This window comes from Flavobacterium eburneipallidum (assembly GCF_027111355.2).
Taxonomy (GTDB): Bacteria; Bacteroidota; Bacteroidia; order Flavobacteriales; family Flavobacteriaceae; genus Flavobacterium; species Flavobacterium eburneipallidum.
Genome location: NZ_CP114291.2, coordinates 2,264,206 through 2,278,862, shown reverse-complemented (window position 1 = coordinate 2,278,862; position 14,657 = coordinate 2,264,206). Strand labels below are relative to the sequence as shown.

Here is a 14,657-nt window from a genome sequence, read left to right as displayed (position 1 = left end):
AATTCCAGTTAAAATAAGGGCTTTACTTTTTGTTTTGACGTTTGGTATCAATAATTTATAAAGAATTAAAAATCAGTGATTCCATCTTCGAAAGTCAACAATTTTTCGTAACATTACTCAATAATTTTTTTGAATGCATTGCTTATAAATAGGCATTACATAAGATGAATTTGGTAATACTAACCAGTTGGTTTTGAGCTTTTTTTAAGTCGATACTAGCGAATTTATTGGATAAAGTATGAGTTTGAATACTAATTGTATTGAAGAGTCTTTTGATTTGAGTAAAAAATCATCCAAATTGGAGGATTATTTTTCTTCCTTTAGAGAAAATATTATTGGTAAGAATCAAGAATTTGAATCCCCTTATGGAATCAAAAAAATAATTTATGCTGATTGGACAGCCAGCGGTAGACTTTATTTGCCAGTGGAAGAAAAAATGCTCAAGGAGATTGGTCCTTATACTGCCAATACCCACACGGAAACTTCCATTACAGGAAGTGTGATGACACACGCTTATCATAATGCAAGAAATATCATCAAAGAACATGTCAATGCGTCGGAAGAAGATGTTTTAATTACCACCGGAACAGGAATGACTGGTGCCATCAACAAGTTTCAGCGGATATTGGGCATTAAACTCAATGAGAATTTAAAGGAAACTACCGCAGTGCCAGAGGAAAAACGCCCGATTGTTTTTATTTCTCACATGGAACATCATTCCAATCAGACTTCTTGGCTAGAGACCACGGCCAAAGTTCGGGTTATTGCCGCTGATGAAAATGGATTGCCAAATCTGGACGATCTTAAAAGATTGTTGGAGGAATATAAAGACAGTCCAATAAAAATTGCGGCAGTGACTGCCTGCTCCAATGTGACAGGAATCAGAACCAATTACCAAGAGATTGCTCGATTAATGCATCAGCATAGAGGTTTGTGTTTTGTGGATTTTGCTTGTTCTGCTCCTTATGTTCCTATGGACATGCATCCCGATGATGAGCGATATTTGGATGCCATTACTTTTTCTCCCCACAAATTTTTAGGAGGTCCTGGAACTTCAGGTGTTTTGGTTTTTAATAAAAAACTGTATAAAAATTTAGTACCTGATAATCCTGGAGGAGGAACGGTAACCTACACGAATCCGTGGGGAGGTCACGATTACATTGACGACATAGAAACCCGAGAAGACGGTGGGACGCCCGGTTTTCTACAGACCATCCGAATAGCTCTTGCCATAAAATTAAAAGAAGCAATGGGGATTCAAAACATTCTTACCCGAGAGCACGAACTTAATGATATTATTTTTAGCAGGCTTTCAATAATTGAAAATTTAAAAATACTTGCTCCAGAACATACTGACAGGCTTGGCGTATTTTCATTTTACATTGAAAATGTGCACTATAATTTAATTGTTAAATTACTGAACGACAAATTTGGGATTCAAACCAGAGGAGGCTGTTCGTGTGCGGGAACCTATGGACATTATCTTTTGAATGTGGATCATAGTACCTCAAAATCTATTGAACAAAAAATATTGGAAGGCTGCCTTATCGATCGCCCAGGATGGATTCGGATGTCCATACATCCTACAATGACCGATGCAGAAATTGAGTTTATCTGTCATTCAATTGAAGCTGTGGCAACTCATTTTAAAGAATGGGGAAGTGATTACACCTATGATGCTGTTAAAAATGAATTCATTCATAACAGTAAAAAGAATATTGAAAAAAAAATAATTCAAAATTGGTTTAGCATTTAGATTGACAAGTAGAGTAAATCTTGTAATTAAATTAATAGTTGAATTAGATAATGAATATATATTAGGACAATAAAGATGTATTTGAAGATGATTTTATAGATGGTAATATAGACGATATGTCAGGTAAAGTATGGAATAAACTTGACATTTTAAATAAAATGATTATCTTTGTTGCTATTATGAAAGTAACAGACAAAATAGCAGATAAAATAAATCGAATCGATGCGGGAGATGTATTCGGATATGATACTCTTGGATTAACTTCTGATGAAATTATTGCTGGTTCTAAAGCATTAAGCAGATTGTTTAATAAGGGAATTATTAAAAGAGCTAAAAAAGGCTATTATTATAAACCGAAAGTTTCTGTATTTGGTGAGCAAAAACCTAGAGAAGATGTTTTACTTTCTCTTTATTTGTTTGATAAGAATAAACAAGTTGCTTATGTTACTGGAACTAGATTGTATAATAGACTGGGTTTAACGACACAAGTTCCGATTTCCATTCGTATTGCTTCATTAGACAAACAAATTAAAGGAAAAGTGGGTAATGTTGCTATTAAGCCTGCTAAAAGTTATGTAAAAGTAACTTCTGATGCTATTAAATATTTAGAGCTATTGGATGTTATTAAAGACTTGAATACTATACCTGACTTGCAAAAAAGTGATGGACTTGTTTATTTAAAAAAAGTGATTTATGATTTTGACCCTACAGAAATAAAAAAACTGGTTACTTATGGAGCTGCTTATCCTCCAAAAGTAAGAGCGTTACTTGGTGCTCTTTTGGAAGCTATGCTAGTAGAGCCTGTATTTTTTTCGGTTCTGAAAAAGTCAATAAATCCTTCCAGTAGCTATGAATACGGCATTAACTCAACGATGCTTTCGACCGCTAACTCTTGGAATATAATATAATGAATTTACATTTAGATAAAGTTAATTTTGAAGGTGCTATCGTTGCAGCAGCGGACTATTTTGAAATCCCAGAAATTTTTATTGAAAAGGATTATTGGGTAACCTATGCTTTGTATGAATTGTTTCATTCCGAAGTAAAAGATTTGATTGTTTTTAAAGGAGGTACTTCATTATCCAAATGCTATGGCGTTATTAAACGATTTTCGGAAGATATTGATATAGTTGTTGTAAAGAATGATACTGATAGTGGAAATGCTTTGCGGAATAGATTAAAAGATATTACCAATGTGATTGATAAATCTATTCTTGAAGTTGTACCAAATGATCCCAATTCTAATAAAAAAGGCAGCATTAGAAAAATAGTTTACTCTTATCCAAAAGTAGGAGTAAAAGGGGAGTATGGCGAAGTGAGAGAAAACATTGCTTTAGAGGTGTCTCATCTGGGGAATACGGAACCTAATGTTGTAAAACCAATTCGTACTCTGATTGCTGATTATATCAAAGCAACTTCCAATATTGAATTAATTGCCCAGTTTGAATTAGAAGATTTTGAGGTAAAAGCTTTGTCCATTGAGCGTACATTTTGTGAAAAGATAATAAGCCTGGTTCGTTTCTCTTATACTGAAAATCCATTGGAAGATTTATCAAATAAAGTTCGTCATACCTATGATTTAACTCTATTAATCAAACTTATAAATATAAAAGACTTTGTGAATTCGAACTCTTTTGATGCGATGTTGTTACAAGTTGCCAAAGATGATGATAAAGCCATACCTAATGATAAAAATTGGCTGTATCAACATCCAAAAGAAGCACTGATTTTTAGTAAAACTTCTATTGTTTGGAATACTCTAAAAAAGACCTACTCCGGTTCAAAATTTAAGGAATTAATTATTGGGAAAGCAAAACCTCCAGATGAAAATGAGGTTTTCGAAACTTTGGTGTTTCTTGCTAAACGGATTGAAGGGATTGAGTGGGATATTAAAAAATAGATTTCTACTTAATCAATAAATATACTTTTATCTTCATCAAATTTGAAATTGTAAGTAATTTTCACCTCCAAAGTCAAGGCCTTGATTCTCATAACGTATTCAACCCAAATAGCTACTAATTTCATTTTATTATAATTACTTTTTTTGATGTTTTAATTAATCCCATTCACTAACAAATTCCTCTTTCCTTTCTCTTTCAATACTCATTTTTGAATACATAATATTACGATTAATAATTTCTATGAACTCGTAATAGTTTATATTTTTTTGTTCTACTAAAAAATCTCTTACTTTTTCGAATTGGGATAATTCAAATTGCATATTGGGTAACCTACTCCCCATTGTAACTCCTGCAGAAGTATAAAAATCAAGTCTTTTGAAAAGTTCTACATCACAATTTTTATTTAAAATTATTTTCAGAAAATCTAACATTTTATCGCTGTAAATACTAGTAATAATATTAAATATCAACTCAATTATTTTTTTATTTTCAGTGCTCAACAATTGATTGTGCAAAAAATCAATTTCTTTTTGATTATTTCCTCTAAATGCACTTGAAAGTTCTGAAGCGCGGTGAAGAAATATACTTTTAAAATTTACTAAATATTTAATCATATTTTCAAAAACAATTTCATAATTGTCTAAATCCCAAAGTTTCTTGAAATCATTTTCATCAAAATCTCTTCGAGATAAATAGTCTTTATCGTCAAAATTATATTTCAATAAGTCAATTATAAAATTAGGATTCTGTGATAAAATTAACTTTAATACTTCCAAATTATAATCAAAATGTCTTCTTGATTTATCTAGATACAAGTAAATCTTTTCAATCTTTTTTAAGTTTCTTATGAAAGAGAATTGATATTGGTCATTAATGATTTTGAAAAAATGACCATACATATAGAGGTTATCATTTAATTCAGTTTTTCGAATTATTATATCGAGTAACTTTTCAATTTCAATTTCAACATTCAATTCTAAATCAGAAAACCTTTTTATGATATCATCAATAAACCAAATATTTTTGAAATCATCTTTTTGAAGTATTTCTATAAGATAATTATAGTCTTCTACTTTTATATACTCACTTGGGATTCTTGTAAAAAGCTCCAATAAATTAACATCACTATTTATATTTCTTTTGAATACTAATGTTAATATTTCGACTTTATTTTTATCAAAATTTATATTTGAGATTATTTTTGCAAAATATAGATTTCTTGAATATTCATACTGAAATACATTTTCCAGTATTTTAATAAACATTTGAAAATCTTTTTTAGCAAGATTTCCAAATATTTCCGAAACAGGATAACTTATTGTCTCAAAACAAGAATTATCCCCACTCTTATTCTTGGAAATTATATTCAAAGACTGAATTAAATCTATATAATCGTCAAAAGTATAATCAGAAAAATTATTAATTATCTTTTCATTTCTTTCGAATTTTTCTTCTAACAACAGCCATAATTTAAACTCTTTTGAGCAAAAAAGATTTCGAACTTCTTTTTTGAATGGTATTTTTGAAAAACCAAGCATTCTCGTATAATTATGTACAATTGAGGATTCTCTAAAAATTCTATTATTGAAGTTATTTTCAAAAAATGGAATTATCAGCTTTTTATCAAAATTGATTACGTTTTTTTCTCTTTTATGGAGATGTGAATACCTATGTTTATCAAAGAAATCATATACACTATCTTTTAATTCTGCATTTTTATAACAGTCAAAAATAAATTCAAAAAGTTTAGTTCTAAAATTTTTATGTTCTTCAGTTAGCACAATATATTCTTGACTAAAGTAGAACTGCCTTCCGTTACCACCATAATGACACTCGTAGCTATCAATTAGATATTTATTAGCTATGAATAGAATAATCTTGGAATAAAAAATATTATTTTCATTAACTTTTAAATATAAAAAATCAAAGAGTTTTATTTGAATCTTATAACCATATTCATAACTAAACCTTTTGTATGTAAATGATTGTGTGAGAACTTTTAATATTTTTGAAAATAGTAGTTGACTTGATAATCCATACTTTAATAATAATTCCAAAGCAACTTCAAACTTATCAGGAAGGTTTTGAAAATTTACTAAAAGTGCGATTATCTTATCGTCATACGATTCAATATGATTGTCTTTGTAAATTTCAAACTTAAAATTTTCTATTTCACAATTTGTTTCTATACTTATAATTTTGTTGATAAATACGATTGTTTCAGTTTCTAAATAAAACCAAAAACTTTCTAGAAATTTTATTGATTTATCTCGATCACCTTGAATAGAGTTCCACTTTTGAATAACATCATACAATATCAAATCTTTTATTTCATTAAAACCATAATTACTAATTATTGGATTTAAAAGAGACATCAATGAAATTTTATGTTCGTCAAAGTGTAGATTTAATAGTTGTCTAAATGGAATATGTTGTTCTTTAATGAAAATTAAATAGAAAATATATTCTCCAAGAATTTGGTCTGCAATTTTATAGGTGTTTTTGTATTCGTCCGCAATTTCATTTTTTACTAGTAAGCTTAATTTTTCTACTAATTCATTTTTATTAATGTCAAAATGCTTTGAAATTTCATCGATCACACCTGAATTAGAAATATCAATAGATCTAAAAAGTGTCAATATTCCAGCGGTCTTTAATAAAATTAAATCATCTTTTATACTATTATTTGCTGAAGAAAAATACTCTTCTAATATTGATGATGCTTTAGTAAGTTTTTCGATTTCTTTATTTATACCAGCTATGGCTCCCATTAGAGCAATTCTTGGATTTCCTTTTGAGATAGAATGTATTCTATCCGTATAATAATTGTTAATATTAAATTCGGGTGATTGCAATATTTGTGCTAATTCTGATTTATCAAAATTTGCTAATTCGATTAAACCATTTTCTTTGAGTTGATTTTCAATTTCTTGTTTCAAATAATTTCTAACAGTCATTATAATTTTGATGTCACCAGAATTGAATTCGTTTTTAAAATTTATAATTGATGTTAAATTACTTTTGAGTTTATTGGCATCGTCAACAACAATTATATATTTGTTGTTCTTTGTGATTTGTATTTTTAAATCATCCCAAATTAGTTGATTGTTGTTTCTAATATACTTGACAATATATCCAGGATTATTTTTCAAATAATTTGTAACTAACTGAATTGAAAATTTAGTTTTACCAACTCCTGCTTGTCCTGTAATTAACAAAAAATCATATTGTTTTAGTAGTTCTATGCTTGTTTCTAATTCCGTTTCTCTGTTAAAAAAGGCATTTGATAAAGGTGTAGCAAATTTTGATTTTTCATATTGAATTACAAATTCACTCATTTCTAAAATTTGACCTGTATCGATAGCTAATCCTAATTCTTTGGCTAGTGAAGGATAATCTCTAAAAATAATAGTCGCTAGAGCATCTAATCCAATTACTTCTAGTTTAGTAAATTTATTAATTAAGTTTTTGTGATCATTCAGCTCTTCTTGGATTTTTGTTGTAATTTTCTGATTACATATTAAAATAATTTTAACTATTTTATCCGAAGGAATATCACTTTGATTAAAACAATGTTCTATATCTTTTTTTAGCTTTGGGACTAATTGATTTTTGTCAATAGTCGTAATCTCACTAAATATATAAGAATCGTTATCCGAAATAAAATTATCAGGAGTTCCTTTCTTTGATTTTTCTTTTCCTACAACTAAACCAGTGGGATTTACAATTGAATATCTGTAGCCCAAATATAATCTACAAATATTAGCAAACTTATCTGGATTGCAACTTAAAAGTGCTTGTTCAATACTTGTTATCATTGTACTTGTTTATATTCCAAAAATAACTATAAATATTTACTTTCTCTTATCATTTATATTCCTCTTAAACCCAATCAAATTAATCATCTCACGTAAACGAGAACGCAGCCGATTTCCATAAACATTCTCAATTTCAGTTGCCGAAAGGTTTGTGATAACTGTTTTTAAGTTTTATTTTGGAAGATACATTTGAAGTAAAGGGGCATTTTTTAAATTTCAAATGAAAATATTCCATATTTCTAATGGTTTAAGAATCCTCACGGGCTATTTTTTGTTGTAAATTTAAGGTTAGCTCTTCTAGAAATTTGGTCTTGCTGCTTTTGCGTGCTTTTATTTCGGAGTAGGTTTTGTAAACGTTTTCCAATTTGATGTTGAAAAAATCTTCAAAGGAATCCGTAATCGTGTTGATGTCTGCTGCGCCGTGATTGATTGCCCCGTTTGAAAACAAAGCATAAATTAATTCCGTCAAGGCTGTTTTTGGACCAGTCCATACTAATACTTTGTGTTTTTTTTCTTCAAAAATATCGGAGTCATCCACTTTCAATCTTTTCAGTGCTTGGCGGATGTAGTGAATGAAGCGATACATTGCTTTTACTTTAGCCCAAAGCATGTCTTGTGAAGTTGAAAATTCTGGAAACTGATAATAGTCCGTCATAGGTGTAAACGGGAAATTATTTCGGTGGTTTCGGGTAAAGAATTGATGATCGAGATAGCTGTATCCTTGTTCCATATAATGCACAAAATCGGCATTGCGATGAAAAAACTTGTTGATTTTCCGCAACTCTTTTTGGAGGAATTGGATTTTATAGGTATTACCCGCTTTGGGCATTCTTAATTCACACGAACGAACTTCAGTGAAGTAAATCAATAAACTCATAGGGATTGGCTTGACATTTTTAAAAAAATCAATTTCCTCTGGCACGGTATTAAAATCCTTCTTGTCCACTATTTCCTTTAATTCAGCCAACGTTTTGTTGCATACCAAGATTCCATTACTAGCCTTGCTCAGCATCGTTTCACTTGCTCCCAGAATTGTGTTGCAAGTATTATTAAATGATTCAATTATATCTTTAAACATCGTGTTAAAATTTTAATTGTTCAATCGATTTAAGCTATTATTTGAGAGATTTAAAATCGTTTTGCATCGTATTCATCACTTCCATGGCATAATTGTCTCTAGCTTGAATATAGGCTACTTTTGGAATTATTTTGGCACCTAATTTTCTTTTTTCAAATGAAGCCGATACCCCAAAATCTATTGTTTCCATTTTTAATTCATTGGCTCGTTTTATGGTTTGAAACAGCAGTTGTCTGTAAAGTTGAAATTCTTTAGCCCACTTATAATCCATTCCCACCAATTCTGGCACATAGGTATTATTGTTTTTGTAGCAAAACATTACTCCAACGAATGCTGTTTCCGTATGTTTTTCAAAAGTCAACAATATAAATTCCCAGTTCGGACTATCATTCATATTTTCAAAAACCTCTTGGGAATAAGTGAACGTATTGATGGCATAATTATTATTTTTGACATTATTGTATAGTTGATGAGCTCTCTCTATTTCTCTTTTATCCAGTTTGTCCTTTATTATTACTTCATAATGTCTTTCAAATGGCAGTATTTCTTTGCTGAAATGTTTTCGGGAACGTGGGGACAATTCTTTTGCGTATTCCTCGTAAGTAGTCCAACTTTTGCATTCAACAACGCAGGATTCAGGCATGTTTATTTTGAAATAACCTTGTTCTTGTATTGTCTTGTCGAATTTGAAGTCCTCTTCAAAGTCTCGCAACACCAACATATCGGCATTGATTGCATTGTATTTTTCTTCCAATTTGTCTAAAAGTAATTTCAGTGCTTTATCCGCAAGGGGATGTTCTTGATTGATGTAGCAGTGATTGCCTTCCGTGAATAAAGAGCCCATGCTTAATACTTTTGATGTAAGGTACAACGGATTTGTTTTTCTAATTTCTTCCAGTTGAATCGAAACGGATTCCGTTGCAAGCATATCGTCTTTCCAAAGACCATAAGTACAAAAAGTCATTAGTACTATTTCACCTAGACTGTCTATGATGGTATAATAGTAAAAATCCCATTGGTTTGTTGGGTCTGGATGATGCTTGAACGTATTTTCCAAATACATCATTCCTTCCCAATCGAAAATATTTTGTTTACCTATGCAGTGATTCCAATCTGATTTTGACATTTCCTTTATGGTGTTTTTTTCTTCAATGATGAGTTCTTCCATTTGAGTTTCTGAAATCACTTCTAATTTTTCGACCGGCAATCCAAAAGCTTTCCTTATTTTGTATTCAGAGTTGTTTGTTTCCTCTAAAGCTTTGGGAAAATGGAATTCCATTGCTTCTGCCAATGCTTTAATGTCCTGTTTTTGATTGTGAGCCGAAAGGGTAATTCTAATTCCTGTATTCTTGATGGGTACTGCGGGATAAATTCCCAAGTTCAGAAAGAAGCCCTCCTTGAACAAACGATGTACGAAATTATAAGCAGTTAGCGGCGTTCCCATTCCCAAGAAGAAAACTGGAGAATCATTTTTTGAAATTATGGGAAGGTTTCCGTTGGTCAGTAATTGATTAAAGTAGGCGATTTTATCCGCCAAATCTTGTTGGCGAATTGTTATTTCAGATGACAAGTGGATGTCGGCCGAGGCAATTGCCGCTGCCACGGAAGCTGGTTCCAGTTGAGCTGAAAAAGTCAGCGGCCCACCAAAATTTTTAATTTTATCCCTTAGTTTCTGGTTTTTGCAAAAGAATGTTGCTCCACTGGCACCAAAGGTTTTACTCAATGTACCCACAACCACAATGTTTTCGGGCAATTCGTTGATGGCATCAAAGACAAAACCTGTGCCGTTTTTGCCTTTCCAGCTCATGCCGTGGACGTCGTCAAAGTAGAGGTGGAGTTGGGGATATTTTTTAGTCAAGTTCAGTAATTCTTGTATTGGAGCATAATCTCCAAACATCGAATACACACCGTCTGCTATATACCAGATTAGGTTGCATTTTGTTGCCAGCTGTTTGATTTTGTCTTCCAACATCTCCAAATTACTGTGACGAATCATTTCCACGGGAATCCCTCTCAACTTCAGTAATTGACAAGCATTTTGAACGCTCCAATGTACTTGATGATCCATAATAACCGCATCTTCATCCCGAATCAATGTCGGTATAACGGCAAGATGTCCTAAAGTACTATTTTTGGTAACGATGGCTGGGATGCCATACATTTGTTCGATTTTGCTTTCTAGTTCGCCATACAATGGATGTGAAATATAGGATTTTGAAAGTGGAAATTGCGTGCCATAATCTCGGATTGCTTGAATTGCTGCTTCCTTAAGTCGGTCATCTTGTTCCAATCCAAGGTATCCAGTTGTCCCGAAATGAAACATTTCTTTACCCTTAATTTGAATGGTTCTACCCGTCAATATCTTATCTTCTGCATACAAATGCAATATACCTTCTTTTTTTGCGCCCGATAAAACTTCATCCACTGTATCGATGAAATTATTGTGTTTGATTTTTGCCATTTTTTATAGTCTTTGAAAATAGTATTCTAAATGTCATTATAAAAAATGAAAGTTTTTGCATTATATGGATGAATACTCCCAATGTAACAAGAAATATTCCCAAATTGACAACAAAATGCTCAAAATGCAACAAATAATCCCAAATTAACAACTACAGTGTTTATAAATGTTTATATTTTTGTTAAATAAAACTAAATTCATAAGACATGTTTGCAGCCCATGACTTTTATGAGAATGACCATGCCCAATTTTGGATAAAAGAAGGCATTCTCTTTTTTAAATATAAATCCAAAACATTTATTGACCTTAAAGTAGCCCAACTTGTTGTTACAGCTAGGATACACTTTCAACGAGAAAGAACTTTCCCGGTGTTATGTGATATTCGAGGAGTGGTGGGTACCGATAAAGCTGGCAGGGATTTTTTAGCACAAGCTGGGTCTTTACTGACACACGCTGTTGCACTTGTAGCAAATGAAAAAGTACTATTGACCATAAGTACATTTTATTTACAGGTGAGTAAGCCTTCCGTTCCTACACAAATTTTTACAACTGAAGCTGCTGCTTTGAATTACTTGAAAGATTTTATTGAAGAGAAGTAATTAGTATTTAATGGGTGTTTAAGTAAGGAATGTGAAAGAAAAAATAAAATACTTAATAAAGGTATTATTATGGATAAGCCTCATAACCAAGCGCGAATTGTTACTATACATCAAATGCTGTTTGAAATGGCAAGAGGCAATTTCAACAGTCGTATCCCTTCAAGTACCAATGATGAAGAAAATGATGAATTGGAAACATTAATTGTTTTAATCAACATGGTTGCTGAGGAAATGAAGGAATCCATTTTTAATCTTGGGTTTGTCAATTCTCATAGTACCCATCAGTTTATAACTCAAACTACAATTCTATTGGATGAAAAATATTCCATAGAAAGTTTTACCCCAGAACTAATTCTTCTTTTGGGTTATACTGAAAGTGAATTGTTTAAACAGCCATTAACTGATATTATAGCAAATACTTCATTGGACCAAATCGAAAAATTATTAGAGACCTCATTACCTGCGGTTGTGGCTTTGGATTTTATTAGAAAAGACCAACTGCCAATTTCTGTTTCTTGTAGTGTTGGAAAATTGATTAATGAATCGAAAATTATATTGAATCTTCTAACTCCTAAAAAGTATGATGCTTATTATCCAATGGCTATCGAAGATGAAAATGAAAAACAATCAAAACCCCGAAAGTTTGATGCTTTTTTAATTCAGAAATTATATGATTACATTTTGGCTCATCTTGAAGACCCACTTCCTTCATTAAAAATACTGGCTAGGAAATTTGGTACTAATGAACATAAATTGAAAGATGGTTTTCGCCACTTTTTTAAGACTAGCATTTATCAATTTTATAATGATGAGCGTTTGAAAAGAGCTTACTTTATGATAGAGCACACTGCAATACCTTTGAAAAATATATCCGTTATGAACGGATTTAACAATTATCCCAATTTTTCAAAATCATTTAAAAAACGTTTTGGTTTCTCTCCTTATGAAGTCAAGCGAAATGAAATCGGATTTACACCTCCCCAAGAGGATTAGGTTGACTTTATAACAACTTATCCGTTTTAGGAAAGTTTTGCTCCCAAAGTGACAACTGTTATTGTTTTGAAATTCAGAATTTTACTGAATCAAAACTAATCCATCACTTCATGCAATTATCTTTCAGAACACAAAGCGTAATTATTGAGCTTATAACAATGCTCCATATTCTATTGTTTGTATATGCAGCCACCAGCAAATTATTAGATTTTGACACTTTTCAGGTGCAACTGGGACAATCTCCATTATTGAGTGCTTTTGCTGGCTGGGTCGCTTTTGGAGTTCCTTTTTTAGAGTTATTCATTGTTATCTTGTTGATTTACCATAAATGGCGTTTAATAGGTTTTTATGCTGCTTTTAGTTTGATGGTTCTGTTTAGTACTTACATTGTCGTCATTTTAAATTTCAGTTCTTTCGTTCCTTGTTCTTGTGGAGGGATTCTTGAAAATATGAGTTGGAAACAGCATCTCCTTTTTAATGTTATGTTTGTTGTCTTGGCTTTCATCGGCATATACTTGATAACAACTTTACAGCCTAAACAGAGTTCCAAAAAAATGAATCTCCTCTGGATTGTGACTTCCACTTTGTTTGTTGGTAGTGTTGCTCTAGTCATTCTGTTGTTCGTGACTTCGGAGGAAATTATTCATCATCGGAATCCATTTATTAGACGCTTTATTCCGCATCAAATCAATAAAAAGTATCAGCAGGATCTGGAATTTAACTCCTATTATTTAGCAGGAACGGGGATGGGCAATATTTATCTTGGCAATTATACCAATCCCTCTCAGATTACTGTTTTGGATTCGACATTAAAAAACAGAATGCAATACACCATCCAGATCAATACCATTGATTTGCCTTTTCGTTCCATTCAGGTAAAAGTCGTACCTCCTTATTTTTATGTACTTGACGGCACAATTCCGTGTATTTTCAGAGGAACTATTTCAAATTGGAAGGCAACTTTAGTTCCTTTTCGAAAAATCCACTTTTCAACGGCAACAATTATGAGTAATGGTGCGCTTGCCATCCGTACCCGTGATGTCCGAAAAAGAGAAAACACGCTAGCCCTCATTACTCTTGGTAATCGGTTCAAAACAAAGCTTGCTCCCGAGCTATTGCAAAAACAAATTGATGGGGTTTTTGATACGGACGGTAGTTTACATTACAGTTCATCGTTACAAAAGCTAGTTTATGTGTATTACTATCGAAATCAATTCATTATAACCGATCACCAGCTTAAATTATCGTATCGTGGTCAAACTATCGATACTAATAGTCGAGCAAAAATAAAAATTGCCTATTTGCCCAAGGAGGGAATAAAGCAATTTTCGGCACCCCCATTTACCGTCAATGCTTCCAGTTCAGTATTTAAAAATTTACTTTTTGTTCACTCCAATGTGGAAGGGAAATTTGAATCGCAAAAGTTATGGAGTCAGGCCTCTGTAATTGATGTTTATGACATTGTTGAAAATTCATATCAGTTCAGTTTTTATGTATATCATCTCAATCATCAAAAAATGAGAAACTTCATTGTTACCGATTCGTATTTGTATGCTTTGATTGACGATCAAATTGTTGCTTATTCACTAGGAAATCTATTTAAAAATAAATCGAGAAATTCCCAATAGAATTTCTTGAGACGACATACTGGCCAGTATCAGGACCAAGATCGAAAACCTGTAAAAAAGAGTAGATCGCATTTTAAAATTTAAATTTAATTATCATGAAAACAAGTATTGTAAAAATGATTTTGCCAATGGGTGTATTTGCATTGGCCGTTACTGGAGCTTTTGCTTCACACACAGTGAATGTTGCTAAAAAAGCAGCCCCTGCTCCAATTCAAGGTTGGGTTCAAGTTGCAGGAGCCTGCAACCAATCCGTTCAGTGTAGTAACACCGGAAACATATTGTGTAAAACGAACGCCAATCAACAGGTATTCGGAAAAGATGAAGCTGGAGATTGCGCAGTGGAATTGTACAGAGCCAGCAATTAAAAAAAAGCTAAATTGAGTTAAGCTTTTTTTTGTAATGCAGTTACCATTACGGTAACTG

Annotated in this window: 10 protein-coding genes; 7 read left to right on the top strand and 3 right to left on the bottom strand. The window is 31.9% G+C overall.

All coding sequences use genetic code 11. The annotated features are described in order from the left end of the window. Window positions 1-238: 238 nt before the first annotated feature. The 3 genes from OZP15_RS09570 to OZP15_RS09560 all read left to right on the top strand — a co-directional run bounded on the left by OZP15_RS09570 (window position 239) and on the right by OZP15_RS09560 (window position 3,656). The gene (locus tag OZP15_RS09570) at window positions 239-1,756 is read left to right on the top strand and encodes an aminotransferase class V-fold PLP-dependent enzyme (RefSeq protein ID WP_281335966.1); all 1,518 of its coding nucleotides are present in this window, start codon (window positions 239-241) and stop codon (window positions 1,754-1,756) included. A 116-nt stretch (window positions 1,757-1,872) separates the two neighbouring features. Next, the gene (locus OZP15_RS09565; protein WP_281335965.1) at window positions 1,873-2,664 is read left to right on the top strand and encodes a DUF6088 family protein; all 792 of its coding nucleotides are present in this window, start codon (window positions 1,873-1,875) and stop codon (window positions 2,662-2,664) included. Then, entirely contained in the window at window positions 2,664-3,656 is a 993-nt protein-coding gene (locus OZP15_RS09560) for a nucleotidyl transferase AbiEii/AbiGii toxin family protein (RefSeq protein ID WP_269225236.1), read from the top strand. The genes OZP15_RS09565 and OZP15_RS09560 overlap by 1 nt, the downstream gene beginning before the upstream one ends. A gap of 156 nt (window positions 3,657-3,812) precedes the next feature. Here OZP15_RS09560 and OZP15_RS09555 read toward each other — a convergent pair whose 3' ends face one another. From OZP15_RS09555 to OZP15_RS09540, 3 genes are all read right to left on the bottom strand, one after another. Beyond that, window positions 3,813-7,475: an nSTAND3 domain-containing NTPase gene (locus tag OZP15_RS09555; protein ID WP_281335964.1), complete on the bottom strand. Its 3,663-nt coding sequence runs from the start codon at window positions 7,473-7,475 to the stop codon at window positions 3,813-3,815. Between the two features lie 247 nt (window positions 7,476-7,722). After that, window positions 7,723-8,553 carry an RteC domain-containing protein gene (locus OZP15_RS09545; protein WP_281335963.1) on the bottom strand — a complete coding sequence of 277 codons (831 nt, stop codon included), beginning with the start codon at window positions 8,551-8,553 and terminating at the stop codon, window positions 7,723-7,725. Window positions 8,554-8,590: 37 nt separating this feature from the next. After that, window positions 8,591-11,014, bottom strand: coding sequence for a bifunctional aminotransferase class I/II-fold pyridoxal phosphate-dependent enzyme/GNAT family N-acetyltransferase (locus OZP15_RS09540; RefSeq protein WP_281335962.1), 2,424 nt, complete (start codon window positions 11,012-11,014; stop codon window positions 8,591-8,593). Between the two features lie 206 nt (window positions 11,015-11,220). On the opposite strand from OZP15_RS09540, the gene OZP15_RS09535 reads away from it, so the two are divergent. The 4 genes from OZP15_RS09535 (at window position 11,221) to OZP15_RS09520 (ending at window position 14,599) form a co-directional block, all read left to right on the top strand. After that, complete coding sequence (locus tag OZP15_RS09535) at window positions 11,221-11,613, top strand: DUF7793 family protein (RefSeq protein WP_269225230.1); 393 nt, start codon at window positions 11,221-11,223, stop codon at window positions 11,611-11,613. Between the two features lie 69 nt (window positions 11,614-11,682). After that, a complete protein-coding gene (locus tag OZP15_RS09530) occupies window positions 11,683-12,606 on the top strand; it encodes a helix-turn-helix domain-containing protein (RefSeq protein WP_281335961.1) in 924 nt (307 codons plus the stop codon). 110 nt (window positions 12,607-12,716) lie between these two features. Next, window positions 12,717-14,234 (top strand): DoxX family protein, encoded by a 1,518-nt coding sequence (locus OZP15_RS09525; protein WP_281335960.1) that lies wholly within the window; start codon window positions 12,717-12,719, stop codon window positions 14,232-14,234. Between the two features lie 95 nt (window positions 14,235-14,329). Then, window positions 14,330-14,599 (top strand): DUF6520 family protein, encoded by a 270-nt coding sequence (locus OZP15_RS09520; protein WP_269225225.1) that lies wholly within the window; start codon window positions 14,330-14,332, stop codon window positions 14,597-14,599. Window positions 14,600-14,657: the final 58 nt, after the last annotated feature.

What these genes read in the sequence shown, in the direction of transcription:
- OZP15_RS09565 (WP_281335965.1), top strand. Translation starts at nt 1,873, where the DNA reads ATGTCAGGTAAAGTATGGAATAAACTTGACATTTTAAATAAAATGATT.
- OZP15_RS09530 (WP_281335961.1), top strand. Translation starts at nt 11,683, where the DNA reads ATGGATAAGCCTCATAACCAAGCGCGAATTGTTACTATACATCAAATG.
- OZP15_RS09535 (WP_269225230.1), top strand. Translation starts at nt 11,221, where the DNA reads ATGTTTGCAGCCCATGACTTTTATGAGAATGACCATGCCCAATTTTGG.
- OZP15_RS09570 (WP_281335966.1), top strand. Translation starts at nt 239, where the DNA reads ATGAGTTTGAATACTAATTGTATTGAAGAGTCTTTTGATTTGAGTAAA.
- OZP15_RS09560 (WP_269225236.1), top strand. Translation starts at nt 2,664, where the DNA reads ATGAATTTACATTTAGATAAAGTTAATTTTGAAGGTGCTATCGTTGCA.
- OZP15_RS09520 (WP_269225225.1), top strand. Translation starts at nt 14,330, where the DNA reads ATGAAAACAAGTATTGTAAAAATGATTTTGCCAATGGGTGTATTTGCA.
- OZP15_RS09555 (WP_281335964.1), bottom strand. Translation starts at nt 7,475, where the DNA reads ATGATAACAAGTATTGAACAAGCACTTTTAAGTTGCAATCCAGATAAG.
- OZP15_RS09540 (WP_281335962.1), bottom strand. Translation starts at nt 11,014, where the DNA reads ATGGCAAAAATCAAACACAATAATTTCATCGATACAGTGGATGAAGTT.
- OZP15_RS09525 (WP_281335960.1), top strand. Translation starts at nt 12,717, where the DNA reads ATGCAATTATCTTTCAGAACACAAAGCGTAATTATTGAGCTTATAACA.
- OZP15_RS09545 (WP_281335963.1), bottom strand. Translation starts at nt 8,553, where the DNA reads ATGTTTAAAGATATAATTGAATCATTTAATAATACTTGCAACACAATT.